Here is a 23,176-nt window from a genome sequence, read left to right on the forward strand (position 1 = left end):
ACTCGGGTGCCCCCGACTCCGACGAACGGCGCAGCCGGTGGCGCCGGATCAGGAGTCGGTCGCGGGGGACGAGGCCTGCGCCCAGTAGCGGCGGGGGATGCGGCCCGCGAGGCGGGCGGCGCGGCCGGCCTCCACCGCGAGGCGCATCGCGTGGGCCATCCGCTCCGGGTCGCCCGCGCGCGTGACGGCGGTGGCGAGCAGCACGGCGTCGCACCCCAGCTCCATGGCCTGGGCGGCCTCGGAGGCCGTGCCGATGCCCGCGTCCAGCACGACGGGCACGCCGGCCTGCTCGACGATCATCTCGATGTTGTGCGGGTTGCGGATGCCCAGGCCGGTGCCGATGGGCGAACCGAGCGGCATGACGGCGGCGCACCCCACGCCTTCGAGCTTGCGCGCGAGCACCGGGTCGTCGTTGGTGTAGGGCAGCACGGTGAACCCGTCGTCGACCAGCTGCTCCGCGGCGTCCAGCAGCTCGATCGGGTCGGGCAGCAGGGTGCGCTCGTCGGCCACCACCTCGAGCTTGACGAGGTCGGTCTCCAGGGCCTCCCGCGCGAGCCGCGCGGTGAGCACGGCCTCAGCGGCGGTGCGGCAGCCCGCCGTGTTGGGCAGGACCTCGATGCCGAGGCGCCGGAGCAGGTCGATCACACCGGTGCCGGTGACGGCGTCGATCCGGCGCATCGCCACGGTGGTGAGCGCGGTGCCCGACGCCACGAGGGCTCGTTCGAGGATCTCCAGGTTCGAGGCCCCGCCCGTCCCCATGATCAGCCGCGAGGCGATCTTGCGGTCCCCCACCAGCAGCGTCTCGTCCATCGTCATCCTCCCTGCACCGCCGTCAGCACCTCCACACGCGCACCGTCCGCGAGCGCGACGGACGCCCAGCCGGCCCGTGGCACGACCTCACCGTCGACCGCGACCGCCACCCCGCTCTCGGGAGCACCGAGCGCGGCGAGCGCATCGCGCACGCACGAGCCGTCCGCGAGCTCGCGCCGCTCACCGTTGATCCACACCTGCACGTGCTACCTCCTTGCGAGCGACCGCGACGGGTCCGCGGCGCGCACCGGGTCGGGGACGGGTTCACCGCGCAGCAGGGCCAGCACGGCGTCTGCGGTGACGGGCGCGAGCAACATCCCGTTCCGGTGGTGGCCGGTGGCCACGAGCAGGCCGTCCGGGCCGAGCGCGCCGATCAGGGGAAGGTTGTCCGGGGTGCCCGGGCGCAGCCCCGCGGCGCTCTCCACCAGGGCGTACTCGGCGATGCCCGGCAGGATCCGCTCGGCGTCGCGCAGCAGGTCCCGCACCCCGCCGACGGTGACCTCCGTGTCGAACCCCAGCTCCGCCTGGGTGGCCCCTATGACGAGCCCGCCGTCGTCGCGCGGGACGACGTAGACCGGGCGCCCGTCCACCAGCGCGCGCACCGTGCGCCGCGGCGGCGGGAAGGCGCCACGGCGGTGCGCGATCCGCAGGATCTCGCCCTTGACCGGGCGCACCAGGCCGTCGAGCGCCGGGTGCAGCGCGGACGAGTGCGCGCCCGCCGCGACGAGCACGGTGTCCGCGTCGAGGGCACCGCCGTCCGTGCGGACCCCGGTGACCCGTTCGCCGTCGTCGAGGACGGCACGCGCCGCCCGTTCCACGACCGTGACGCCTGCCCGCTCCGCGGCGGAACGGAGGGCGGCGAGCAACACCCGGTTGTCGACGGCGAGGTCGTCGGGCACCGACAGGCCACCGCGCACGTCCGGGCCCAGCGCGGGCTCCAGCCTGCGCAGCTCCCGGCCGGAGAGCCGCTCGACGTCCCGGCCGAGGCGGCCCAGGAAGTCGGCGAGCGTCTCCAGCTCGGCGCGGTCGCCGGAGCCCGTGGCCGCGACCACCGTGCCGTCGGTGCGCAGCCCGGCCGGCTGTCCGGCGGACTCCTCGAGCTCGGCGGCGAACGCGGGCCAGCGGCGCACCGCGGCCTCGCCGAGCTCCAGCAGCTCCTCCTCGCCCGGCCACGCCTCCGTGACGGGCGCGAGCATGCCGCCCGCCACCCACGACGCCCCGGACGCGGGCGCCGGATCCAGCACGGTGACCCGCAGGCCCGCCTCGGCGGCACGCCACGCACAGGACAGGCCGATCACGCCTGCCCCGATCACCGTCAACGAGTTCGACATCATCTCCGCTCCCTGCGCCGGCATGACCCGGATCAGGTTCGACGGTCGGGATCTGTCGGATCCCCTCTCAGCCCGCAGTACGGGCTCCCGTGCGTCACCTGCCACTCACCCTACGCGGTATCGATTGCCTCCGCTTCGCTCCGGCGTCCGAGCGGGCCCTCTGAGGCGCCGTCCTGCTCCTCCGGTGCTCGGTCGCTCGTTCCTCGCTCCCTGCGCGCCTCCCCCGCACGACGACGCCGGGCCCGCTCGCTCGGCGGACTGTCTCCCCTGATCCCGAGGCCGCGTATGGTCGGACGACGTGCCTGGCTTCGACGGCGCCACCGTGCGCAAGCGACTGGACGACGCCCGCCTCTACCTCTGCACCGGCGCCCGCCGCCGCACCGGCGACCTCGCCGAGTTCGCCGACGCGGCCCTCGCAGGCGGCGTCGACATCATCCAGCTGCGGGACAAGGGCCCCGACGGCCCGCTCGAAGCCCGGGACGAGCTCGCCGCGCTGGAGATCCTCGCCGAGGCGTGCGCGCGGCACGGCGCCCTGCTCGCCGTGAACGACCGGGCCGACATCGCCCTCGCGGCAGGCGCCGACGTCCTGCACCTCGGCCAGGACGACCTACCCGTCCGGTGGGCCCGGGAGGTGGTGGGTGACGAGGTGGTGGTCGGGCGCTCCTCGCACAGCCCCGCCGAGACCGCGACCGCGGCCGAAGAGCCCGGCGTCGACTACTTCTGCGTCGGCCCCTGCTGGCCGACGCCCACGAAGCCGGGCCGTCCCGCCCCCGGGCTCGACCTCGTGCACACGGTGGCCGGCCGCGCGCCGTCCCGGCCCTGGTTCGCGATCGGCGGGATCGACCACGCCCGCCTCGACGAGGTGCTGGCCGCGGGCGCCGAGCGCATCGTGGTGGTGCGCGCGATCACGGAGGCAGAAGACCCGCGCGCAGCGGCAGCGGCGTTCGCGACGAGGCTGCGAGCCGCCACCGGAGCATGATCCCCGCAAGGGGTACCTGACGGCCGCCGCGGGGCGCTCAGCGCGACCGGAGGGCGCGCCGGGCCGCCCACCGCGCCCGGTACCAGCGGATCATCCACAGCCAGCCCGGATTGTCACCCGTCCGGCGTGGGCGGCCGGTCGCCGCAGGCCTCCGCTTGCTGCGGTGGCTCGTCGTCGCGGTCGCGCGGTCGATCGGTGGCCTGTGCAGGAACGAGTCGTCGTGCACGTCACCGACGAGCACCCAGGCCGAGCCTGCGCACGTGCCCGACCGCTGCCAGACCCGTTGTCCTGGCGGTGTTCCGATCACGGCGGCGGAGTTCACCCGTACAAGGGTGTCCCTCGGCGGCGCCTGAGTCGTCACGGCTCGCGGGCATCTTCACTACCGGCTGGCTGGGGTGTCCGGGTGCCTCAGTCGCCCTCTTGCAGGTCGGGGATCCGGATCTCCGGGGTGGGCTGCGGGGTGGCGGTGCCGCTCCCGCGCTCCCGGGTCGACTCGGTGCCGGAGCGCGGCTCGCTCGTCGGCGTGGGTTCCGTGCTGGAGGTCGACTCGCTCGTCGACTCGGGTTCCGTGGTCGGCTCCGAGCTCGGCGTGGGCTGCTCGGACGTCGGCTCGCTGGTGCTCTCGTCCTCTTGGTCGGCAGCGGGTGGCGTCAGGACCCGCCCGACCGAGGTGCCGGGCTGGCCGGTGGTGAGCGAGGCCCCCTTCGCCCACTCCAGCCCGGTGACCACCAGCAGGCCGATCGCGAAGACCACCACGGTGGCGGCCGCGTAGATCCAGAACCGGCGCGGCCTGCGCAGTACGGGCTCGACCTGCAGCTGGGTGGTGGCGGAGTCGCCGGGATCGGTCGGCGTCGGTGCGGTCAGCTGCACCGTCGGCGTGTCGGACAGGTCGGTCCGGCGGCCAGGGGTGATGCGGACGCGGGCGAGGATCGTGTCGCGGGTGCGGTCGAGGGACCGCTGGTAGAGCGTGGTGGCCACCGTGCTGGCCACCGACCCCAGCGCGGCGCCCGTCACCGTGCCCGTGGCGCCGAAGAACGACCCCAGCACGGCGCTGGTGGCCGCTGCCCCGGCACCGGCGAGCACCTTGTTGACGGTGAGATCAACCGCCTTCGCGGGGGCGGTCACCTCCGGCTCGGCGGTGGCGCTCTCAGCGGTGGGGCTGGATCGAGGCGCGGTGGGCTGGGGCATGGCTCCCTGGGGTGGATCGTCCGGATGCTTCCGTGCCGTTCCAACGGTGTACCCGCCAGGATCGCTCCAAACGATCAGGCATCGTGAGCGTCTTCACGCCGAGCGGCAGGATTGCGTAGCCCAGCGTGCCCAGGCGGTAGGGCCGATCGAAGCACCGGCCACGAGAGCGCGACGCACAGCGCCACGAGCGGCCAGGTGAGCACCGCGCGGGCGATGCCGAGCGCCACCACGGCGTCGGCGGCGTAGAGGGGGATGAACACCGCGAGCCGCACGAGGTACTGCCCGACCCACACCCAGCTGGCGCGCTGGTAGCCCCGCACGAGATCCGGGTCGTGGCGCCAGCGCGTGCGCTGCCCGAGCACGGTGCCGACGACCAGCCCGAGCAGCGGCCAGCGCACCACGATCGACACGGCCCACACGAGGGCGCTCGCCGCGTTGCTCACGATCTGGACCAGGAAGAAGTCGACGGCGCGGCCGGTGTACAGGGCGATCAACGCCGCCACGGCCACGCCGAGCAGGCCGAACAGCACCGCGCGTGGACGGCCGCCACGTGCCAGCCGGAACACCGCGACCACGGCGCCGACGAGCACGGCCGCCCCGGCCGCCCAGACGACCGGGGACGTCCAGCCGGACGCGTCGGCGATCGTGAAGGCCGCCACGAACGCGACGACCGGCACCGTGGCGTCGACGGCGCCACCGCGCCCGCCGAGAACCTCCGCGAGGCCCGGCTCGGCGGCGTCGCTCCCTCTCCCCATGAGCTAAGGGTGCCCTATCTCCACGAATGGATCACCCCGCTGGCGCGTATCGCTGGTGCTGGGTGATATTGGAGAATGTTTTGCCCGTCGCGGAGGTGGCGGGCTCGTGAACGAAAGGGGGCGATGGCCGATGCGACCCATCAGCAGCTTCCTCGCGCTGGGAGACAGCTTCACAGAAGGCTTGGACGACTGGCGCCCCGACGGTACTCCCCGCGGCTGGGCCGACCGCGTGGCCGAGCAGCTCGCCGTCACCCGCCCTGGCTTCCGCTACGCGAACCTCGCCGTGCGCGGCAAGCTCCTCGACCAGATCGTCGCGGACCAGATCCCGGTGGCCGAGCGGTTGCGGCCCGACCTGATCACGTTCTGCGCGGGCGGCAACGACATCATCCGTTTCTCCTGCGACACCGACGACCTCGCCCGCCGCTTCGACGCCGCGCTCGAGCGCGTCACCGCGACCGGCGCGGACGTGGTGGTGTTCACGGGCTTCGACCTCGGGCGGATGCACCCGATCCTGCGCCGCCTGCGCGGCCGGGTCGCCTGCTTCAACGAGCTGGTGCGCGCGAGCGCCGAGCGGCACGGCAGCACCGTCGTGAACCTCTGGGGCATGGCCCCGCTCGCCGACCCCCGCAGCTGGGGGCGCGACCGCCTCCACCTCACTGCCGAGGGCCACCGCCGGGTGGCCCTCCGTGTGCTGGAGACGCTCGGCGAGCCCGTCACCGAGGACTGGCGCACCCCGCTGCCGGCGCTCGCGCCCACGCCGTGGCGCGACCGCCAGCTCGAGGACCTCGCGTGGATGCGCGACTTCGTGATGCCGTTCGTCCGCAAGCGGCTGAGCGGTCACCGGACGGGCGACGGCTTCCAGCCGAAGCGCCCCGAGCTGCTGCCGTTCGAGGCCCCGTTCCCCGGCCGCTCCACCGTCATCCCCTGACCGGGGTGATCTCGCGGGCCGCGATGTACGGCGGCCGCGGGGCCGGCGCCGCGTAGGGCTCCTGCAGCCCGTTCTCCACGCTGTTGAACACGACGAAGATGTTCGACCGCGGGTACGGGGTGATGTTGTTGCCGGAGCCGTGCATGCAGTTCGAGTCGAACAGGGTGGCCGAGCCCGCCTTGCCGGTGAGCATCGCGATGCCGTGCCGGTCGGCGAGCGTGGTGAGGCTCTCCGGGTCGGGGGTGCCGATCTCCTGCTCGCGCAGCGACTCCTTGTAGTGGTCGGCCGGTGTCTCACCGACGCACGAGACGAACGTCCGGTGCGACCCCGGCATGATCATCAGGCAGCCGTTGTGCAGGTAGTTCTCGGTGAGCGCGATCGAGATGCTGACGGCGCGCGGCAGCGGCATGCCGTCCTCGGCGTGCCAGGTCTCGAAGTCGGAGTGCCAGTAGAAGCCGCCACCGCCGAAGCCCGGCTTGTAGTTGATCCGGCTCTGGTGGATGTAGACGTCGGAGCCGAGGATCTGCCGGGCCCGCCCGGCGACCCGCTCGTCGGCCACCAGCGCCGCCACCGCCTCGCTGATCTTGTGCACCTCGAAGACCGAGCGCACCTGCTGCGAGGTCTTCTCGATGATCGTGCGCTCGTCGGCGCGCACCTGCGGGTCGGTGGCGAGCCGGTCCAGCTCGGCCTGGTAGACCGCCACCTCGTCGGGGGTCAGCAGCTCGGGCACGGTGATGAAGCCGTCCCGGTCGTGCACCGCGAGCTCGTCGGTGGACAGCGGGCCGGGCGTGTGGTGCCCACCCCAGACGGTCGGGTCCGTCCGCTCGATCAACGACGGCCGGTCGGCGATCCTCGTGGGGTAGCGGTCGGTGGTCGGTGCGTCGATCACGGTCATCAGGAGGCCTCCTCGGTCTGTTCGGCGGGCAGGACGACCAGCGGGTACACGCCGTTCTCGTCGTGCACCTCGCGTCCGGTCACCGGCGGGTTGAACACGCACACGGTGCGCATCTCGGTGCGCGGGCGCAGCTGGTGGCGCTCGTGCCCGTTCAGGACGTAGACCGAACCGGGGCCGAGCCGGTAGGTCACGTCGTTGTCCTTGTCGTACAGCTCGCCTTCGCCCTCGGTGACGAAGACGGCCTCGATGTGGTTGGCGTACCAGAAGTCGTTCACGGAGCCGGCCTCGAGCACGGTCTCGTGCAGCGAGAACCCGACGCGGTCACCGGCCAGCACGATGCGCTTGCTGCGCCAGTGCTCGGTCCGGACGTCACGCTCGGTGCCGGTGATCTCCTCCAGCGTGCGGACGATCATGCGGACATCCCCTCGGTGACGGCTCGGACGGAATCTGCGACCAGCGCCAGCCCCTCCTCCAGCTCGGCGTCGGAGATCGTGAGCGGCGGCATCAGCTTCATGACCTCGTCGGACGGGCCCGCTGTCTCCATCAGCAGTCCCCGCTCGAACGCGACGGCACACGCCTTGGCCGCGAGCTCGGGCTGCGAGAACGCGAGGCCGCGGGCGAGGCCGCGTCCCTTGGGCATGAGCTCGACGGTGTTCGAGGACGCCGCGAGCTCGGCGAGCACCGCTTCCACCCGCTCGCCCTTGGCGATCGTGGAGCGTTCGAGGGTGTCGTCGCTCCAGAACTCGCGCAGCGCGGCGGTGGCGGTGACGAACGCGGGGTTGTTCCCGCGGAACGTGCCGTTGTGCTCGCCGGGTCCCCACTGGTCGAGCTCGGGCTTGATGAGCGTGAGGGCCATGGGCAGCCCGTAGCCGCTGATCGACTTGGACAGGCAGACGATGTCGGGCCGGATCCCGGCGGCCTCGAACGAGAAGAACGGGCCGGTGCGCCCGACGCCCATCTGCACGTCGTCGACGATCAGGATCATGTCGTGGCGCCGGCACAGGTCCTCCAGCGCCTGCAGCCACTCGATCCGGGCCGGGTTGAGGCCGCCCTCGCCCTGGACCGTCTCGACGATGACACCGGCAGGCTCGTTCAGGCCGCTGCCGGAGTCGCCGAGCAGCTTCTCGAACCAGAGGAAGTCCGGAACGGTGCCGTCGAAGTAGTTGTCGAACGGCATCGGGGTGGCGTGCACGAGCGGGATGCCTGCCCCGCCGCGTTTCATCGAGTTCCCGGTGACGGACAGCGCGCCCAGCGTCATGCCGTGGAACGCGTTCGTGAAGTTGATCATCGACTCGCGTCCGGTGATCTTCCGCGCGAGCTTCAGCGCGGACTCCACGGTGTTGGCGCCCGTCGGCCCCGGGAACTGCACCTTGTAGTCGAGGCCGCGCGGTTTCAGCACGATGTCCTCGAACGTCCGCAGGAACTCACCCTTGGCCACCGTGTACATGTCGAGGCCGTGGGTGATGCCGTCCCGTGCGAGGTACTCCATGAGGGGCGCTTTCAGCGCAGGCGGATTGTGCCCGTAGTTGAGCGCACCGGCCCCTGCGAAGAAGTCGAGATAACTGCGACCCTCGATATCGGTGACCCGAGACCCGCGCGCGGTGTCGAATACCACCGGCCAGCTCCGGCAGTAGCTGCGAACCTCGGACTCCAGGTCGTCGAAAACGGTCGTTTCCACGAACTCCCCCTGTGAAACGGTCGTAGTCATCAGCAGGTCAGCGGCCGACCGGTCCGATCCGGAACAAGATCTCCGGCGCGTGGCCGTTGCCGAGCAGTTCCGCGCCGAACAGCTCGCCGCGGTGCACGGGAGCTCCGCGCCGCTCGGCGAACCGGTTGAAGAGGGCGATCGACCCCGTGTTGTCAGGCGTGACGGTGGCCTCGAGGTGATCGACGCCCGGAACCCGGTCGAACAGCGCGTCGAGCATCGCCGCAGCCACGCCCCGGCCGCGCGCGGCCGCGTCCACGCCGACCTGCCACACGACGAGCGTGGACGGCACCTCCGGCCTGCGGAATCCCGTCACGAACCCGATCACGTCCCCGCCGTGGCGCGCCACCACCGACGTGGCGGCGAAATCGCGGCACCACAACAGGTATGCGTATCGCGAGTTCAGGTCGAGCACCCCGGTGGCCTCGGCGATGCGCCAGCACGCGACGCCGTCGGATACCTCCGGGTGACCGATCGTCAGCTCTTCCCCGATGTTTGGGCGAGCCAGGACCGGGGATTCCACGGGTGCGGCCATGTCCCGAGAACTTAACAGGCGAGAAACCGCTGCGCCGATCTCGCCATGATCGACTGCCGCCAGAAATGTGAGCGCTATCACAAAAGGGTTTGGCGATCACCGTCGATGGGAATGGTGTCGTTCCACCAGGTCACGGGGCGATTTCGAGTGACTCCGACCGCGTCGCGGCACACCACTTCCGGCGCAGATCACGAAATCGCAACGACGGTCACACTCGGCTAGGCTCGCCGATGTGCCGCCTGCCAGTGCGCCCCGGTCCTTCGTCGTCACGGGAGGCGGGCGCGGCGTCGGCAGAGCCGTGGTCGAACGCCTTCTGCGCGACGGCGGCCACGTGGTCGCGATAGAGCTCGACGCGGGCACGCTCGACTGGCTCGCCGCCCACCCCAGCGCGATCGGAGTGGCGGGCAGCGCGGCCGACGAGGCCGTCACCGAGGAGGCGGCCGACCGCGCCGAGCACGCCGCGCCGCTCACCGGCTGGGTCAACAACGCCGCCGTCTTCCGCGACGCATCGGTGCACTCCGCCCCTGCGCGGGAGGTACTCGACCTGGTCCACACCAACCTCGCCCCAGCCGTCGTCGGCGCCACCACCGCCGTGCGCCGGTTCCTCGCGGCCGGCACCGGTGGGTCGATCGTCAACGTCTCGTCCCACCAGGCCAAGCGCGCGGTGCCCGGCTGCACGCCCTACGTCACGGCGAAGGCGGCCATCGAGGGCCTCACGCGCGCGCTCGCCGTCGAGTACGGGCCGCGCGGCGTGCGCGTGAACGCGGTGGCGCTCGGCTCGATCGCCACGGAGCGCTACGCGGCGTACCTCGACGGGCTCGGTCCCGACGGCGCCGCGCACGTCGAGGAGGAGATGGGCCGGATCCACCCGCTCGGCCGCGTGGGCACGGCGGCGGAGGTGGCCTCCGTGATCGCGCACCTGCTCTCGGACGACGCCGCGTACGTCACGGGCGCGACGATCCCGGTCGACGGCGGCCGATCGGTGCTGGCGCGTGACCCGGAAGCGCACGACACCTGAGTCGTTCGGCCGCTCGACACCCGCCGGTGCCGGTGGTGCACTGGCCCACCCATCGGCGCGAGGAGGTTCGCCATGGCCAAGTTCGCGGTGTTCTTCAGCTACAAGCCGGAGACGTGGAACCAGATGCTGATGAAGCCGGGGGACCGCGCGACCGCGGTGCGGGATCTCGCGTCGTCCCTCGGCGGTTCCCTGGAGTCGCTGTACTTCATGTTCGGCGAGCGCGACGGCTTCGTCGTCGTGGACGTCCCGGACGCCGACAGCGCCGCCGCGGTCTCCATCGCCGTGACCAGCAGCGGGGCGTTCTCCCACATGGAGACCCACCAGCTCATCTCCCCGGACGACCTGCCGGCGGTGCTGGAGAAGGCGGCCCGCGCCCGGGAGGCGTACCGCCCGCCAGGCGAGTGACGATCCGGCCTTCCACCGTCACTTCACACACCCAGCCCCGACTTCACACACGGCCCGCCCTGTGCGAAGTCCAGGCTGGGTTTGTGAAGTGCGCTGAGCGCGGGCGGGCCGGCGAGCGGGATTTGACCATTCGGCGCTATCTGCGCATCGGCAGACGCGCGACCCTCGTGGCTCGGCTGCGCTTGGAGTGCGGGCGCCTGCGGACGTGGAGATCGATATGGGAACGATCGCGGTCAACGGCACCACTCTCTACTACGAGTTGAGCGGTAGCGGCCCTCCGGTGCTGTTCATCTCGGGTGCCACCGGCGACGCCGGGCACTGGACGGAGGTTGCCGACGCTCTGGCCGGCGAGTACACCGTGCTGAGCTACGACCGGCGTGCGAATTCCCGCAGCCCCCGACCCGAGAACTGGACCGCGGCGCCCGTCGATGAGCAGGCCGACGACGCCGCCGCCCTGCTCAGGGCGCTCGACCTCGCACCGGCCGTTGCGTACGGCAACAGCCAGGGCGCGATCTACCTGACGAGCCTCGCATTGCGCCATCCCGCACTGTTGCGTGGTGCGATCTTCCACGAGCCTCCCTACCTCGCGGTGACGTCGGTGGCCGAGGAGGTCGGCGCCAAGCTTCAGCAACTCGTCGGCGAAGGGATGGCTGAAGGTGGGCCGCCGATGGCCACCGAGCTGTTCCTGCGGTGGGTCGCCGGGGACGAGACCTTCGAATCCCTCGATCCGGAGCTACGTGACCGGATGCTCGGCAACGGGGAGGTTCTCTTCGGCCTCGAGATCGACGGCACCAACGCCTACCGCCCCGCGCCCGACCAGCTCGCCGAGGTGAGGCTGCCGTGCGTCGTCGCGGCCGGCGCCGACAACCGCGACCCCGCGGCGACCCACCACTGGTTCTACGAGGCTTCGAAGTGGCTCGCCGACGGTCTCCACGCCCCGCTCGTCGAAACGCCCGGGGCACACGTGCCCCAAGCCACGCACCCACGGGCGCTCGCGGAGACCCTGCGCCCGATCCTGGGCAAGCTCGCCGCCTCCCAGCGCTTCGAGGCCTGAGGTCACACCAGCAGAGCGCCCGTCACTTCACACACCCAGCCCCGACTTCACACAGGGCCCGCCCTGTGCGAAGTCCAGGTTGGGTGTGTGAAGTCGCGCTGAGCGCGGATCCGGGTGCCGGATTGAGGACGGGAACCGACCGCTGCCGCCCATAGCGTCGCCACCATGACATCCACCGAGACGCAGATCCGCCCGTTCACCCTCGAAATCCCCCAGGCCCGGCTGGACGACCTGCACGCCCGCCTGGCGAACACCCGGTGGCCGGACGAGCTGCCCGGTGTCGGGTGGAGCCGCGGGGTGCCAGTGGGCTACCTGAAGGAGCTTGCCGAGTACTGGCGCACCGGCTTCGACTGGCGGGCCCAGGAGGCGGCGATCAACCGGTACCCGCAGCACGTCGCGACGATCGACGGGCAGAACGTCCACTTCCTGCACGTCCGCTCGCCGGCGCCCGATGCCACGCCGCTGCTCCTGCTGCACGGCTGGCCGGGCTGCTTCGCCGACTTCCTCGACGTGATCGACCCGCTGTCGCAGACCTTCCACCTGGTCGTCCCGTCGCTGCCCGGTTTCGGGTTCTCGACGCCGCTCGCCGGCCCCGGCATGAACGCTGCGCGGATGGGCGCCGTGCTGGCGCAGCTGATGACCGAGGTCGGGTACGAGCGGTTCGGGATCCAGGGCTACGACGCGGGCGGCTGGGTCGGGCCCGCGGTCGCGCGGCAGGTCCCCGACCGCGTGATCGGCATGCACCTCAACTCGCTGCTCACGTTCCCGTCCGGGGCGGAAGGCGAGTTCGACGGGTTGAGCGAGGTCGAGCAGCGCCGCTGGGAGCGGATGCTGAACTTCAACGACGGCTACCTGCAGTGCAACTCGAAGCGCCCGCAGACCGTCGCGTACGGGCTGAACGACTCGCCGGTGGGCCAGCTCGCCTGGATCGTGGAGAAGTTCAAGGAGCTGACCGACCCGGAGGACGGGCTGCCCGAGGACAGCGTTCCGCGCGACCGCATCCTCACCGACGTCTCGATCTACTGGTTCTCGGGCACGGCCGCGTCGGCCGCCCAGATCTACTACGAGGAGATCAGCGCCGCGGGAGACAGCTGGGAGCCCCCGTCCCGCGGGACCGTCCCGACGGCAGTGCTGGTCTCCGCCCGCGACGTGACGATCCGCGCGTGGGCGGAGCGTGACCACGACGTCGTGCGCTGGACGGAGCTGGACCGCGGCGGGCACTTCCTCGCGATGGAGCAGCCGGAGCTGCTCGTCGCCGACGTCCGTGAGTTCTTCCGGGCACCGGGACGCGCCTGACCGCTCCGCGTCCTCGACGACCCGGGGAATGATCGGAGCAGGTCATCCGGAACGGGCAGCCGGTCGTCCTCACCAACGCTCCTGTCCTGCCTGCCGCTCATGAAGGGCTGAGATGCGCATCCTCACCCTGAACGTCCTCGCGCCCGCCTACCACGGCTGGGAGCGGCGGCGGCCGGCTCTCGTGGCCGGGATCCGCGCCATCGCCCCCGACGTCGTCGCCCTCCAGGAGGTGGTGGACGTCCCCGACCTGCTGGGACCCGGTTGGCACGAGGCCTGGTACTCCCGCCGGGGTGACGTCGGCGAAGGGGCTGCCCTCGCCAGCCGCTGGCCGATCGGGGAGGTGCACGAGATCGACGGCCGCGTGTCCCCTCGCGCCCGCGACCTCCCGTGGTCCGGCACGGTCGTAGCCGAGGTGCTCGCACCCGTTCCCTTCCTCGTGGTGCACCACAAGCCGCTCCACCGGCTCGACTGCGAGCGGGAGCGCGAGGTGCAGGCCGTCGCCGCGGCGCGGCTCGTCGAGGCGGTCGCCCCCGACCCGGACCGGCACGTGGTGCTGCTCGGCGACTTCGACGCCCGCCCGGACTCAGCCGGCATGCGGTTCTGGACGGGCCGGCAGTCCCTCGACGGCATGAGCGTCTGCTACCACGACGCGTGGGAGACGGTGCACGGCGACGATCCCGGCCACACCTTCACCCCGGAGAACCCGCTGGTGCAGGTGGGCGGGTTCCACCTGGTGCGGGGCAGGCGGATCGACTACATCCTGGTGCGCGGCCGCCCGCAGGGCCCGACGCTGCAGGTGGTCTCCTGCGAGCGGGCGCTGGTCGAGCCGGTCGACGGAGTTCAGGCGAGCGACCACTACGGCGTCGTCGCGGACATCGTCGTGCCCGAGCGGCCCCCTGGCACGCAGGGCGTGCTGTGACGCCCGAGGAGGAGGTGGTGGCCGCGGCGGCCGCTCGCGCCGACGCCCTCGCCCGTGGCGACGCCGACGCCCTTCGCGCCCGGCTGCACCCGCTCTTCGCCTGGACGTCCCACCGGGGAGACGTGTTCGACCGAGGAACGTACGTTCGCCGCAACACCGGCGGCGACGTGCGCTGGCACGGCCAGGCGCTCGAGGACGTCCACGTGGTGGTCGTCGGCGGCACGGCCGTGCTGCGGTGCACCGCGGTCGATCGCGTCGACGCCGACGGCCCGCAGGTGTTCCGCATGCCGATGACCCAGACGTGGGTCCGCTCCGGCGAGGGCTGGCTCTGCCTGGCCGGTCACGCCGGTCCGCGCATGTAGCCGCCCCGTTTCCGGGTAGGCCGGCGGGTGATCACCTGTCATGTCCGCTACGAGATCGACCCCGCCCGCATCGAGGCGTTCGAGGCGTTCGCCAACCGGTGGATGGAGCTCGTGGAGCGCCACGGTGGCGTGCACCACGGGTACTTCCTGCCCGCCGAAGGCGCAAGCGACATCGCATACGCCCTGTTCAGCTTCCCCAGCCTCGCCGACTACGAGCGGTACCGCAGCCGGTTCGGGGTGGACCCCGAGTTCGTGGAGGCCGACCGGATCCGCGACGAGTCCGGCTGCGTGCGCCGCTACGAACGCACGTTCCTGAGGCCGCTGCTGCCACCGGCGCGCTGATCCGGCTGCGCGTTGCGCAACCTGATCCCGCTGAACCCGAGCGTGCTCGCCACGATCGCGTCCCACAGCGGCCACAGCCGCGGGAGCACGCGCAGCTCGATGCCGGCCTCCTCGTGGAGCGTGAAGAGGTCGCCGACCCTCTCTGGCGGCCCGAGCGGGCGCACCGGCACCTCCGCGACATGGGCGGTCGGCTCCGGCTCGCCGTGCAGCCGCGCCGGCTCCGGCTCCGGGAACGGGCGGAACGATGCCGCCGGAAGCCGGTAGGCGTACAGCCGCACCGACCGCATCCGTTCCAGCCAGACGTACTCCACGGCGTGCAGGCGAGGCGCCCCGGACGGGCCGATGATCCGCGCGACGTCCGACTCCGTCGAACCGGCCGTGGGCCACGTGAGCACCCGGGGGCACTGGCGGGGGAACCAGTACGCAGGCGCCCGCTCCGCGTCGACGGCCCACACGTAAGCGCCGGGCACGCGCGCGGTCGCGGCAACGTGCGGGGCGAACTCGGTGATCGCCGGGTCCTCCGAGAAGTGGAGGACCTCGCCGTCGCCGGGACGCACTATTTTCGGCCGTACTCGGCCTGGACGTCGGCCTTCCAGGTGTCGTACTCGGTGCGGTCGTCCTGGAGCCCCAGCTCGGCCACGCAGTCTGCGCAGCGGCCGACGACCCACAGGAGCGAGACCTTGGAGCAGCGCACGCACGGGCGCGGCTCCGCCATCACGGTGTCCTCGACAGCGACGGTCACGTCGCCGATCCTGCCATGGGCCCGAGGGTCTGGCCGGTGGTGTCGCGACGTGAGCCCCGATGAGCGCCATGGCTCAGGTTGGGCGGGTAGGAGCCGCGGTCGAGCCCGGTTCGTTAACTTCGAACCATGCTGGTCGGTGCGCACGAGGTCGAGGTGTTCGAAGGGGCCAGGCCGCGGTTGGAGGCGATCGCGTACCGCCTGCTGGGGTCGGCGAACGATGCCGAGGACGCGGTGCAGGACACGTTCCTGCGCTGGCAGTCCGCCGACCGGGAGCTCATCGAGACGCCAGAGGCGTGGCTGACGAAGGTGCTCACCAACATCTGCCTCAACCAGCTCACTTCGGCGCGAGCCAGGCGAGAGACCTATGTGGGCCAGTGGCTCCCCGAGCCGGTCTTCACCGGGGACCGGATGCTCGGTCCGTCCGACACCGTCGAGCAGCGGGAGTCGGTCTCGATCGCGATGCTCACGCTGATGGAGCGGCTCCCGGCCAAGGAACGCGTCGTGTACGTACTGCGCGAAGCGTTCGGACACTCACACGGCGAGATCGCCGAGGTGCTCGACCTCACCGAGTCGAACTGCCAGCAGATCTACCGGCGTGCCAAGCAGCACCTGGCCGCCGACCGGCGCCGGGTGACGGTCGACGCGACCGCGGCCCGCAAGATCGTCGAGGAGTTCCTCGCCGCGGCACTCAGCGGCAGGACCGACTCGCTGGTGAAGATGCTGACCGACGACGCGATCAGCGTCGGCGACGGTGGCGGCGTGCTCTTCTCGTTGCCGCGGCCGGTCACCGGTGCGCTGCGGGTGGCGAGGTTCCTGCGCGGGCTGTTCGAACCCAGCCCGGCCAAGTGGGACATGATCGGCGGTCGACCCGTCCTGTTCGCCGCGGTTGCCAACGGCGTGCCCGCGCTGGTGCTGGTGGTCGGAGACCGGGTGGCCGGCGTCGTCTCGCTGGACGTGACCGTCGACGGCATCGCAGCCGTCCACGCCCAGGTGAACCCCGGCAAGCTCGACCGCGCGGCGCGCCAGTGGCCCACATCCGAACACGGGGAACCGCTCGTCGACACCTGGTGACCCAGGCCACAACCCACTGCTGTCAGGTTTCGCGCCGCTGTCCGGTTCAGGGAGCACACACCGACCGGACAGGAGCGAGACCATGAAGCACCGCATCGTCGTCCTCGGGGCCGGGTACGCCGGAGCCAACGCCGCCGCGCGGCTGGCCAGGCGCCTGCACCCCGCCGACACCGAGATCACCCTCGTCAACGCCGATCCCGAGTTCGTCGAGCGCGTCCGGATGCACCAGCTCGCGACCGGCCAGGACCTGAAGCGGCGCGCACTGACCGACGTCTTCGCGGGTACGGCCGTGCAGATGCGGCTCGCGCGGGTCACGGCCGTTGACGCCGAGCGCAAGACCGTCGACGTCGTCGACGCCGACGGCCCCGGCGAGATGGCCTACGACACGCTCGTCTACGCCCTCGGCAGCGCGGCCGCCGACTGCGGCGTTCCCGGCGTCGCCGAGCACGCCCACGACGTCGCCGGCAAGCAGTCCGCGCTGCGGCTGCGTGAGCGTCTGGCCGGCCTCGCCGCGGGCGAGGCCGTGCTCGTCGTCGGTGGTGGCCTGACCGGCATCGAAGCGGTCACCGAGATCGCCGAAGCCCGACCGGACCTCGAGGTCTCACTCGCCGCCCGCGGCGGCCTCGGCGACTGGCTGAGCAAGAAGGCCCAGAGCCACCTGAGCAAGGCCTTCGACCGGCTCGGCATAACCGTGCACGAGCACACGGAAGTCGCGGGCGTCGAGCCGACCGGCGCGGTCACCGCCGACGGCCGCGCGATCCCGGCCCAGGTGACCGTCTGGACGGCCGGCTTCGCCGCCCATCCCATCGCCGGGGCCACGAGCCTGCGGGTTTCCGCGACGGGGCAGATCGTCGTCGACGACACCATGCGGTCGGTCTCGCACCCCGACGTCTACGCCGTCGGTGATGCCGCGCTCGCACCGGGCGCGAACGGCACACCACTGCGGATGTCCTGCGCCTCTGGAGTCCCCGCGGCCTACCACGCGGCCGACGCCATCGCCGCCCGCCTGACCGGACGGCAGATCCCCCAGAACAAGATCGGCTACACCGCCCAGTGCATCAGCCTCGGCCGCCGCGACGCTGTCGTGCAGTGGGTGACCCCGGACGACCAGCCCAAACCGTCCGCGGTCACCGGCAAGACGGCCGCACGCCTCAAGGAGATGATCTGCAAGGCCGCGGCCTGGAGCATCTCCCACCCGACATCGATGCTCCCGACCCGTCGCCGCCACACCGTCCCCGCCGAGGAACCGCTCGCGACCACGGTCTGACACCCCCGCCACCGCACGAGGAGGAGGAGCGCGCCGCTCGTCGGACGGAACTGGTTCAACCGATCGACTGCGCGAAGCGGAAGAACCCGTGCGGGTCGTAGGTCCGCTTCACCTCGGCCAGCCGGGAGTAGTTCTCCCCGTAGTAGGCCTCTCGCCAGCCGCCGAGCGCGGGGTCGATGAAGTTCTGGTAGGCCTCGCCGCCGGAGTACCGGTCGATCACCGCGAACCCGTCGTCCGCCCACGTCTGCGCCGCGTGGCGGTCGCCCTCGTCGGGCAGGTCCCGGTCGAGGCCGACCCAGAACGCCAGGTAGAACTGCGCGTCCCGGTGCACGTAGGCGGACGCGGTGCGCGGGACGCGGTTCACCTGACCGCCGAGGGCGAAGAAGCTCAACAGGCGGACCTGGCCGGGCCGCGGTTCGCGCTCGAACGCGGCGAGCACCTCGCCGATCCCCGTGAGCGGGATCGGCCGGTCCACGAGGACGCTGCGGTCGACCGCGAAATGCTGGCGCGGGATCACCGCGTCCGGGTTCTGGCCCGTCCACTGCCGCTGGCCGGCCGTCGTGTCGGTGAGGCCGAATGCCGCCATCATCGTGTCGAGGTACGAGTCCTCCTGCACCGTCCGGATCTCGGGCCGGCGACCGGCGTCCCCCACCAGCTCGTCGAGGTGCCGTTCGAGCGCCGCCGGGTCGCCGAGCCACCCGCCCGCGACGTCGACGGTGGCCGGGTCGCCGCCGACCGCCGTGACGCTCATGGCCGACCCGAGGTCGTCCGGGCCGTCGATGATCCACCGCTGCCAGGCGGCGATCACGGCCTGCGCGGCGTCCCACGGCCAGCGGAGGTGGAAGCTGACGATGGTGGGAACACGGCGGGGGCGCATCTCGTACTCGGTGATCACCCCGAAGTTCCCGCCACCGGCGCCGCGCAGGGCCCAGAACAGGTCCGGTTCGACCGACTCCGAGCACCGCACCACCCGCCCGTCGGCCAGCACGACCTGCGCTGCGAGCACGTGGTCGGAGGCCATGCCGTAGCGGCGGGTGAGCCATCCGAACCCGCCACCGCTCACGAAGCCGCCCGCCGACACAGTCGGGCACATCCCGCCGGGCACGACGACGCCCTCCTTCCACAACGCCGCCAGGCTGTCGACCTGCCGCGCGCCCGCCCCGACGACCGCCGTGATCCCGTCACCCGCACGGCGCACCCCGACCCGGGACATGCGCGAGACGTCGACGACGAGCCCGTCGGTGGTCGAGTACCCGCCGAGGCTGTGCCCGCCGCTGCGCGGCACGGCCGGGATGCCGGCGTCCTGGCAGAACGCCAGGCAGGCGGCGACGTCCGCAGGCGTCTCGCAGTACGCGACCGCGCTCGGCCGCACCTCGTCGAACTGCGCCCAGTAGGCCACCCTGGCCCGCTCGTACCGGGCGTCGGACGGCGTCACGAGGTCCCCGCGCAGGGCGGGCCCCTTCATCGCTTCGACACTCATGCGGCCATGTCAGCACCGGTCCCGGCGACCTGTCGTGAACGGATCGGTCAGGGGACCCTGATCCCATGACCCTCGCGTCCGAACGCTTCCCCCGCAGCTCCCGGTACGACCCGGACTGGATCGTCGCCGGCGCCTCCGGCGGAGCCAACCCGCTGTGGCTCACCGAGTGGCTCACCGAGGCGATGGCGCTCCGCGCGGGCATGCGGGTCCTGGACCTGGGCTGCGGGCGCGGCCTCTCGTCGATCTTCCTGCACGAGGAGTTCGGCGTGCAGGTGTGGTCGACGGACCTGTGGTTCAGCGTCGACGAACGCGCGCGGCGCATCCACGACGCAGGCTTGGACGACGCCGTCTTCCCCATCCACGCCGACGCCCGCGCGCTCCCGTTCGCGGCGGGCTTCTTCGATGCGATCGTCAGCATCGACTCGTTCGTCTACTACGGCACCGACGACCTCTACCTCGGCTACCTCGCCCGCTTCCTCCGCCCGGGAGGACAGCTCGGGATCGCGGGCGCGGGCCTCGTCCGGGAGATCGACGGCCCGGTTCCCGATCACCTTGCGGCGTGGTGGGAACCCAGCATGAGCTGCCTGCACTCCGCCGCGTGGTGGCGGCGGCACTGGGAGCGCAGCGGCGCCGTCGAGGTCGAGTCCGCCGACACGATGACCGACGGCTGGCGGCGCTGGCTCGACTGGCAGCACGCCGCGTCACCCGACAACGGCGTGGAGATCGAGGCGCTGACCGCTGACCAGGGCCGCTACCTCGGCTACGTCCGCGCGGTGGCGCGGCGCGACGACCGAGCCCTCGACGAACCCATCGTGTCCGTCCCCGTCTCGTACGCCGAGCGACCCGTCTTCCGGGATCAACCCCCTTCGTGACCGGTGCTGCCGGGTGCCGCCTCCTCCTGGGGAGCATTGCGCCCGAGCTTGCGGTTCAGCGCGTCGGCGGCGCGAACGCCGAGCAGACAACCCCCGGTTCCGGCCATTGCCGCTGCCACGAGCCCCGCGATCTCCAGCAGGGTCACGCGACGTGCTCTTCGTACTCGTACAACCCCGAACCCCCTCCTCACCCGAAGGAGTGATCGAAGCACGCGCTCCCGGTCAGGAAGGCGGCAGGCTCCAGAGGCCGCGGGGCTTGCGGTGGTGCGTTCCGCGGAACGGCCGGTTGACCGCCTCCTTGACGAACCACCACCCCTCGGCCTCGGTCTCCGCCCAGCCGTGCGACGTCTTGCCCTCGTCCAGCACGACGGTCCAGCGGTACCGGCCGGAGCGTTCGCTGAACGTCACCGACGCCCGGCCCTGTTCGCGGGCGATCATCAGCCGCGCCTCGGCCTCGTCCGGTGCCTCACCCATCGCGAACCCACCCCCGGGGATCTTCGTCATCCAGAACGCCATGTTCGCGACTGTATCGAACATTCGATGGTGAATCATGTCCTGGCTTGATGTCTCTTGGTAGGTGATGAGGACTAACTACCACTGACGAGAAGCTCTACTTACCGTCGAACTGTGGCCCGCCGTCCCCTTATCACCACTAGGGACCTCGCGCGCCATCTCCAGGTGCATCCGGACACCGTTCGCGAGTGGGTACGGAGAGGCCGCATCACCCCGACCGCCACCACTCCTGGCGGACAGTTCCGGTTCGACCTGGACGACGTCCTGCGCCAGCTCGGCCAGCCGAGGAAGCGGCCGGACCCCGATTGACCGGCAGCGGTGAGTTCCGGACATCTGCGCGGTCATACCGTCATGGAGAAGCTCATCGAGGTCAACGGGGCGGAGCTGTGCACCGAGACGTTCGGCGATCCGGGTGACGCGCCGGTCCTGCTGATCGGCAACACGATGCTCACGTGGCCGGACGAGCTCTGCGGACGCATCGGGGCCGGGGGAAGGTTCGTTGTCCGCTACGACCTGCGCGGCACGGGCCGCTCCACGCCGGCCGACCCCGAAGCCCCCGACTACACGCTGCGCGACCTGGTGGCGGACGCCGCCGGCGTCCTCGACGCCTACGAGCTGCCGTCGGCGCACGTCGTCGGCTTCGGTACCGGCGGCTGGATCGCGCAGCTCCTCGCCCTGGACCACCCCGCCCGCGTCACCACGCTCACGCTGATCGCCACGAGACCCACCGCGCCCGGCCGGAACGACGCCGACCTGCCGGAGCACGCACCCGAGCTGATGGCCCATTTCATGAACCGGCCCGAGGTGGACTGGACGGACCGCGCCTCGGTGGTGGCCTCCGTGCTCGCGAGCGCCCGTCACCTCTCCGGCCCGTACTTCGACGAGGCCGAGGCCCGTGCGAACATCGAACGGATCTACGACCGCACGCCCGCGAGCCCCGACCCGGGCAAGGCGCACCGCGCCAACCAGCAGGCGACGGCCTTCGCCGCCCTCGACAGCAAACCGCGATGGCGGAAGCGGCTGCGCGACATCACCGCGCCGACCCTCGTGATCCACGGCGAGAACGACCCGTTCTTCCCCCTCGGCAACGGCGAGGCCCTCGCCGCCGAGATCCCGGGCGCCGAGCTGCTCACACTCCCCGGCACGGGCAACGAGCTCCCGCGCCGCACCTGGGACACGGTCGTCCCCGCGCTCCTCCGCCACACGTCGATCAGCGCTGGGCCGTCGCGATGAGGCGCCGCAGTGCGGCGTGGGCGGGTGGACCATGCTGGCCTGCGCAGCGATGAGTTCCTGGCCGCGCCCGAGTCTGCCTGCCTGGACGGGGGCGGACCGAGGACGGGACCGACTCCACTTCATCGACACGAATCGGACGAGCAAGGGGGCGCTGTGAGCGGTATCAGGGTGTTGGTGGCGGGGGCGAGCATCGCGGGGCCCGCGCTGGCCCACTGGCTGCGCCGGCGTGGAGCCGAGGTGACCGTGGTGGAGCGGGCGCCCGAGCTGCGTCCCGGTGGGCAGGCGGTGGACGCGCGCGGGGTGGCCAAGGAGGTCATCCGGCGCATGGGGCTGGACGCGGCGGTGCGCGCCGCCTGCACCGACACCGCCGGGGCGTACACGGTGGACGTGGACGGGAACGTCCTGGAGACCTACCGCGCGGACGACCACGGCGGCGACGGGTACATCGCGGAGATCGAGATCCTGCGTGGGGACCTGTCGCGGGTGCTCTTCGACGACACCCGCGACGGTGTCGAGTACGTCTTCGGCGACCGCATCGCCGAGCTCACCCAGGACGCGGACGGGGTCGACGTGACCTTCGCGGGCGGCGACCGGCGGCGCTTCGACCTGGTGATCGGCGCGGACGGGCTGCACTCTGCGCTGCGCGCGATGGTCTTCGGGTCGCGCGAGCAGTTCATCCGCCACCTCGGGCTCGTCCTGGCCTTCTATAGCGTGCCCAACGAGTTCGGGGTGGACCGCTGGCTGATCGACTACCAGGAGTCCGGGCGCTCCGCCGGCCTGCGGCCCCTCCCGGACACCACGCGGGCGATGGCCATGCTCTCGTACAGCGCCGCCGACTTCGACGTCGACCACAGCGACGTCGCGGCCCAGAAGCGCCTGCTGCGCGAGCGGATGGCCGGCTTCGGCTGGCTGACCCCGCGCATCCTCGAGCACCTGGACGACACCCCGGACTTCTACCTCGACCAGGTCGCCCAGGTCGTGATGGACCGCTGGTCGAGCGGACGGGTGGGGCTGCTCGGCGACGCAGCGTTCAGCTCGTCGCCGATGTCCGGGGGTGGCACCGGGCTGGCCCTGGTCGGTGCCTACCTACTGGCCGGAGAGCTTGCTGGCGCCGGGTGGGACCCGGAGGTCGGGTTCGCCGCGTACGAGGCGCGGATGCGCTCGTTCGTCGAGGCCAACCAGGAGATCGGCCGGATGCACGTACAGAGCCTCCAGGCCCCGGCGCCGGACGCGGAGCCGAGCCCGGAGACCGACATGGAGGCGCTCATGGAGCTGGTCGAGCGTGCGATCAACGGTGTCGAGCTGCCCGACTACGCCGGGGTGCCCGACTCCGGGGCCCCGGCCGGGTCGCGCATCACCTCGTCGGCCAAGCCGTAGGCAACTCCTCGGGCGGAGCCGGAGGTGCTCACGCGCACTTCCCGATCCGCAACTCGAGGCCGACCAGCTCTTGACCTGCAGGTCAAGAATGAGGCACGC

30 protein-coding genes and 1 riboswitch are annotated in these 23,176 nt (G+C 71.9%); of the genes, 15 read left to right on the top strand and 15 right to left on the bottom strand.

Annotated elements, in window-relative coordinates; genetic code table 11:
- Positions 1 to 48: 48 nt before the first annotated feature.
- The 3 genes from thiG to thiO form a co-directional block, all read right to left on the bottom strand.
- Positions 49 to 810, bottom strand: coding sequence for a thiazole synthase (gene thiG / locus FB388_RS34750; RefSeq protein WP_142106913.1), 762 nt, complete (start codon positions 808 to 810; stop codon positions 49 to 51).
- Between the two features lie 2 nt (positions 811 to 812).
- The gene (gene thiS / locus FB388_RS34755) at positions 813 to 1,013 is read right to left on the bottom strand and encodes a sulfur carrier protein ThiS (RefSeq protein ID WP_142106914.1); all 201 of its coding nucleotides are present in this window, start codon (positions 1,011 to 1,013) and stop codon (positions 813 to 815) included.
- Between the two features lie 3 nt (positions 1,014 to 1,016).
- A complete protein-coding gene (thiO, locus tag FB388_RS34760) occupies positions 1,017 to 2,144 on the bottom strand; it encodes a glycine oxidase ThiO (protein WP_142106915.1) in 1,128 nt (375 codons plus the stop codon).
- A riboswitch (TPP riboswitch) is annotated at positions 2,134 to 2,242 on the bottom strand. Its footprint overlaps the gene before it by 11 nt.
- Before the next feature lie 197 nt (positions 2,243 to 2,439).
- On the opposite strand from thiO, the gene thiE reads away from it, so the two are divergent.
- Entirely contained in the window at positions 2,440 to 3,120 is a 681-nt protein-coding gene (thiE, locus tag FB388_RS34765; RefSeq protein WP_142106916.1) for a thiamine phosphate synthase, read from the top strand.
- 37 nt (positions 3,121 to 3,157) lie between these two features.
- Here the strand turns inward: thiE and FB388_RS34770 are convergent, their stop codons facing one another.
- The 3 genes from FB388_RS34770 to FB388_RS34780 all read right to left on the bottom strand — a co-directional run bounded on the left by FB388_RS34770 (position 3,158) and on the right by FB388_RS34780 (position 5,063).
- Positions 3,158 to 3,442, bottom strand: coding sequence for a hypothetical protein (locus tag FB388_RS34770; protein WP_142106917.1), 285 nt, complete (start codon positions 3,440 to 3,442; stop codon positions 3,158 to 3,160).
- Positions 3,443 to 3,528: 86 nt separating this feature from the next.
- Complete coding sequence (locus FB388_RS34775; protein WP_142106918.1) at positions 3,529 to 4,308, bottom strand: hypothetical protein; 780 nt, start codon at positions 4,306 to 4,308, stop codon at positions 3,529 to 3,531.
- 74 nt (positions 4,309 to 4,382) lie between these two features.
- Positions 4,383 to 5,063 carry a DUF3159 domain-containing protein gene (locus FB388_RS34780; RefSeq protein WP_142106919.1) on the bottom strand — a complete coding sequence of 227 codons (681 nt, stop codon included), beginning with the start codon at positions 5,061 to 5,063 and terminating at the stop codon, positions 4,383 to 4,385.
- Between the two features lie 130 nt (positions 5,064 to 5,193).
- Here FB388_RS34780 and FB388_RS34785 point away from each other — a divergent pair, with 130 nt between their 5' ends.
- Positions 5,194 to 5,991 (top strand): SGNH/GDSL hydrolase family protein, encoded by a 798-nt coding sequence (locus tag FB388_RS34785; protein WP_142106920.1) that lies wholly within the window; start codon positions 5,194 to 5,196, stop codon positions 5,989 to 5,991.
- Here the strand turns inward: FB388_RS34785 and thpD are convergent.
- Genes thpD through ectA form a run of 4 tightly spaced genes read right to left on the bottom strand, consistent with a single transcriptional unit; the run spans position 5,981 to position 9,207 of the window.
- Complete coding sequence (gene thpD / locus FB388_RS34790; RefSeq protein WP_142106921.1) at positions 5,981 to 6,886, bottom strand: ectoine hydroxylase; 906 nt, start codon at positions 6,884 to 6,886, stop codon at positions 5,981 to 5,983. The two genes, FB388_RS34785 and thpD, sit on opposite strands and share 11 nt — an antisense overlap.
- A complete protein-coding gene (locus tag FB388_RS34795) occupies positions 6,886 to 7,299 on the bottom strand; it encodes an ectoine synthase (RefSeq protein ID WP_142106922.1) in 414 nt (137 codons plus the stop codon). Before FB388_RS34795 ends, thpD begins: the two co-directional genes overlap by 1 nt.
- Positions 7,296 to 8,564 (bottom strand): diaminobutyrate--2-oxoglutarate transaminase, encoded by a 1,269-nt coding sequence (gene ectB, locus FB388_RS34800; RefSeq protein ID WP_246122691.1) that lies wholly within the window; start codon positions 8,562 to 8,564, stop codon positions 7,296 to 7,298. The genes FB388_RS34795 and ectB overlap by 4 nt, the downstream gene beginning before the upstream one ends.
- A gap of 37 nt (positions 8,565 to 8,601) precedes the next feature.
- Complete coding sequence (gene ectA, locus FB388_RS34805; protein WP_246122692.1) at positions 8,602 to 9,207, bottom strand: diaminobutyrate acetyltransferase; 606 nt, start codon at positions 9,205 to 9,207, stop codon at positions 8,602 to 8,604.
- A 151-nt stretch (positions 9,208 to 9,358) separates the two neighbouring features.
- Here ectA and FB388_RS34810 point away from each other — a divergent pair, with 151 nt between their 5' ends.
- The 7 genes from FB388_RS34810 (at position 9,359) to FB388_RS34840 (ending at position 14,522) form a co-directional block, all read left to right on the top strand.
- Positions 9,359 to 10,144: an SDR family NAD(P)-dependent oxidoreductase gene (locus tag FB388_RS34810; protein ID WP_142106924.1), complete on the top strand. Its 786-nt coding sequence runs from the start codon at positions 9,359 to 9,361 to the stop codon at positions 10,142 to 10,144.
- A 72-nt stretch (positions 10,145 to 10,216) separates the two neighbouring features.
- Complete coding sequence (locus FB388_RS34815) at positions 10,217 to 10,549, top strand: GYD domain-containing protein (RefSeq protein WP_142106925.1); 333 nt, start codon at positions 10,217 to 10,219, stop codon at positions 10,547 to 10,549.
- A 217-nt stretch (positions 10,550 to 10,766) separates the two neighbouring features.
- Positions 10,767 to 11,603, top strand: coding sequence for an alpha/beta fold hydrolase (locus FB388_RS34820; RefSeq protein ID WP_142106926.1), 837 nt, complete (start codon positions 10,767 to 10,769; stop codon positions 11,601 to 11,603).
- Positions 11,604 to 11,768: 165 nt separating this feature from the next.
- Positions 11,769 to 12,899 carry an epoxide hydrolase family protein gene (locus FB388_RS34825; RefSeq protein WP_142106927.1) on the top strand — a complete coding sequence of 377 codons (1,131 nt, stop codon included), beginning with the start codon at positions 11,769 to 11,771 and terminating at the stop codon, positions 12,897 to 12,899.
- Between the two features lie 112 nt (positions 12,900 to 13,011).
- The gene (locus tag FB388_RS34830; RefSeq protein WP_142106928.1) at positions 13,012 to 13,818 is read left to right on the top strand and encodes an endonuclease/exonuclease/phosphatase family protein; all 807 of its coding nucleotides are present in this window, start codon (positions 13,012 to 13,014) and stop codon (positions 13,816 to 13,818) included.
- Positions 13,815 to 14,180: a nuclear transport factor 2 family protein gene (locus FB388_RS34835; protein WP_170225973.1), complete on the top strand. Its 366-nt coding sequence runs from the start codon at positions 13,815 to 13,817 to the stop codon at positions 14,178 to 14,180. Before FB388_RS34830 ends, FB388_RS34835 begins: the two co-directional genes overlap by 4 nt.
- Positions 14,181 to 14,207: 27 nt before the next feature.
- On the top strand, positions 14,208 to 14,522 hold the full coding sequence (locus FB388_RS34840; protein ID WP_142106929.1) for an NIPSNAP family protein: 315 nt from the start codon (positions 14,208 to 14,210) through the stop codon (positions 14,520 to 14,522).
- Here FB388_RS34840 and FB388_RS34845 read toward each other — a convergent pair.
- Together FB388_RS34845 and FB388_RS34850 are read right to left on the bottom strand one after the other, a co-directional pair.
- Complete coding sequence (locus FB388_RS34845) at positions 14,477 to 15,079, bottom strand: DUF6886 family protein (protein ID WP_142106930.1); 603 nt, start codon at positions 15,077 to 15,079, stop codon at positions 14,477 to 14,479. The genes FB388_RS34840 and FB388_RS34845 overlap by 46 nt on opposite strands.
- Complete coding sequence (locus FB388_RS34850) at positions 15,079 to 15,264, bottom strand: hypothetical protein (RefSeq protein ID WP_142106931.1); 186 nt, start codon at positions 15,262 to 15,264, stop codon at positions 15,079 to 15,081. The genes FB388_RS34845 and FB388_RS34850 overlap by 1 nt, the downstream gene beginning before the upstream one ends.
- A gap of 126 nt (positions 15,265 to 15,390) precedes the next feature.
- Here FB388_RS34850 and sigJ point away from each other — a divergent pair, with 126 nt between their 5' ends.
- Both sigJ and FB388_RS34860 read left to right on the top strand, forming a co-directional pair.
- Positions 15,391 to 16,335: an RNA polymerase sigma factor SigJ gene (gene sigJ / locus FB388_RS34855; RefSeq protein WP_142106932.1), complete on the top strand. Its 945-nt coding sequence runs from the start codon at positions 15,391 to 15,393 to the stop codon at positions 16,333 to 16,335.
- 82 nt (positions 16,336 to 16,417) lie between these two features.
- Positions 16,418 to 17,602, top strand: coding sequence for an NAD(P)/FAD-dependent oxidoreductase (locus FB388_RS34860; RefSeq protein ID WP_142106933.1), 1,185 nt, complete (start codon positions 16,418 to 16,420; stop codon positions 17,600 to 17,602).
- A gap of 55 nt (positions 17,603 to 17,657) precedes the next feature.
- Here the strand turns inward: FB388_RS34860 and FB388_RS34865 are convergent, their stop codons facing one another.
- Positions 17,658 to 19,082: an FAD-binding oxidoreductase gene (locus tag FB388_RS34865; protein ID WP_142106934.1), complete on the bottom strand. Its 1,425-nt coding sequence runs from the start codon at positions 19,080 to 19,082 to the stop codon at positions 17,658 to 17,660.
- Positions 19,083 to 19,147: 65 nt separating this feature from the next.
- On the opposite strand from FB388_RS34865, the gene FB388_RS34870 reads away from it, so the two are divergent.
- A complete protein-coding gene (locus tag FB388_RS34870; protein WP_142106935.1) occupies positions 19,148 to 19,954 on the top strand; it encodes an SAM-dependent methyltransferase in 807 nt (268 codons plus the stop codon).
- On the opposite strand, the gene FB388_RS39745 is transcribed toward FB388_RS34870, so the two are convergent.
- Positions 19,939 to 20,100 carry a hypothetical protein gene (locus FB388_RS39745; protein ID WP_170225974.1) on the bottom strand — a complete coding sequence of 54 codons (162 nt, stop codon included), beginning with the start codon at positions 20,098 to 20,100 and terminating at the stop codon, positions 19,939 to 19,941. The two genes, FB388_RS34870 and FB388_RS39745, sit on opposite strands and share 16 nt — an antisense overlap.
- 76 nt (positions 20,101 to 20,176) lie before the next feature.
- Positions 20,177 to 20,470: a hypothetical protein gene (locus FB388_RS34875; RefSeq protein WP_142106936.1), complete on the bottom strand. Its 294-nt coding sequence runs from the start codon at positions 20,468 to 20,470 to the stop codon at positions 20,177 to 20,179.
- A gap of 111 nt (positions 20,471 to 20,581) precedes the next feature.
- Between FB388_RS34875 and FB388_RS41285 the strand changes: the two genes are divergently transcribed.
- From FB388_RS41285 to FB388_RS34890, 3 genes are all read left to right on the top strand, one after another.
- Positions 20,582 to 20,776: a helix-turn-helix domain-containing protein gene (locus tag FB388_RS41285; protein ID WP_425468602.1), complete on the top strand. Its 195-nt coding sequence runs from the start codon at positions 20,582 to 20,584 to the stop codon at positions 20,774 to 20,776.
- Positions 20,777 to 20,818: 42 nt separating this feature from the next.
- A complete protein-coding gene (locus FB388_RS34885) occupies positions 20,819 to 21,700 on the top strand; it encodes an alpha/beta fold hydrolase (RefSeq protein WP_142106937.1) in 882 nt (293 codons plus the stop codon).
- A gap of 153 nt (positions 21,701 to 21,853) precedes the next feature.
- Positions 21,854 to 23,077 (top strand): FAD-dependent monooxygenase, encoded by a 1,224-nt coding sequence (locus tag FB388_RS34890; RefSeq protein ID WP_211362423.1) that lies wholly within the window; start codon positions 21,854 to 21,856, stop codon positions 23,075 to 23,077.
- The last annotated feature ends 99 nt before the right edge of the window (positions 23,078 to 23,176 follow it).

It is taken from the genome of Pseudonocardia cypriaca (assembly GCF_006717045.1).
Lineage (GTDB): Bacteria > Actinomycetota > Actinomycetes > Mycobacteriales > Pseudonocardiaceae > Pseudonocardia > Pseudonocardia cypriaca.

What these genes read in the sequence shown, in the direction of transcription:
- FB388_RS34875 (WP_142106936.1), bottom strand. Translation starts at nt 20,470, where the DNA reads ATGGCGTTCTGGATGACGAAGATCCCCGGGGGTGGGTTCGCGATGGGT.
- FB388_RS34825 (WP_142106927.1), top strand. Translation starts at nt 11,769, where the DNA reads ATGACATCCACCGAGACGCAGATCCGCCCGTTCACCCTCGAAATCCCC.
- FB388_RS34865 (WP_142106934.1), bottom strand. Translation starts at nt 19,082, where the DNA reads ATGAGTGTCGAAGCGATGAAGGGGCCCGCCCTGCGCGGGGACCTCGTG.
- FB388_RS34795 (WP_142106922.1), bottom strand. Translation starts at nt 7,299, where the DNA reads ATGATCGTCCGCACGCTGGAGGAGATCACCGGCACCGAGCGTGACGTC.
- FB388_RS34785 (WP_142106920.1), top strand. Translation starts at nt 5,194, where the DNA reads ATGCGACCCATCAGCAGCTTCCTCGCGCTGGGAGACAGCTTCACAGAA.
- FB388_RS34830 (WP_142106928.1), top strand. Translation starts at nt 13,012, where the DNA reads ATGCGCATCCTCACCCTGAACGTCCTCGCGCCCGCCTACCACGGCTGG.
- thiG (WP_142106913.1), bottom strand. Translation starts at nt 810, where the DNA reads ATGGACGAGACGCTGCTGGTGGGGGACCGCAAGATCGCCTCGCGGCTG.
- FB388_RS34780 (WP_142106919.1), bottom strand. Translation starts at nt 5,063, where the DNA reads ATGGGGAGAGGGAGCGACGCCGCCGAGCCGGGCCTCGCGGAGGTTCTC.
- FB388_RS34820 (WP_142106926.1), top strand. Translation starts at nt 10,767, where the DNA reads ATGGGAACGATCGCGGTCAACGGCACCACTCTCTACTACGAGTTGAGC.
- FB388_RS34870 (WP_142106935.1), top strand. Translation starts at nt 19,148, where the DNA reads ATGACCCTCGCGTCCGAACGCTTCCCCCGCAGCTCCCGGTACGACCCG.
- thiO (WP_142106915.1), bottom strand. Translation starts at nt 2,144, where the DNA reads ATGATGTCGAACTCGTTGACGGTGATCGGGGCAGGCGTGATCGGCCTG.
- thpD (WP_142106921.1), bottom strand. Translation starts at nt 6,886, where the DNA reads ATGACCGTGATCGACGCACCGACCACCGACCGCTACCCCACGAGGATC.
- FB388_RS34815 (WP_142106925.1), top strand. Translation starts at nt 10,217, where the DNA reads ATGGCCAAGTTCGCGGTGTTCTTCAGCTACAAGCCGGAGACGTGGAAC.
- FB388_RS34775 (WP_142106918.1), bottom strand. Translation starts at nt 4,308, where the DNA reads ATGCCCCAGCCCACCGCGCCTCGATCCAGCCCCACCGCTGAGAGCGCC.
- FB388_RS34885 (WP_142106937.1), top strand. Translation starts at nt 20,819, where the DNA reads ATGGAGAAGCTCATCGAGGTCAACGGGGCGGAGCTGTGCACCGAGACG.
- FB388_RS34860 (WP_142106933.1), top strand. Translation starts at nt 16,418, where the DNA reads ATGAAGCACCGCATCGTCGTCCTCGGGGCCGGGTACGCCGGAGCCAAC.
- sigJ (WP_142106932.1), top strand. Translation starts at nt 15,391, where the DNA reads ATGCTGGTCGGTGCGCACGAGGTCGAGGTGTTCGAAGGGGCCAGGCCG.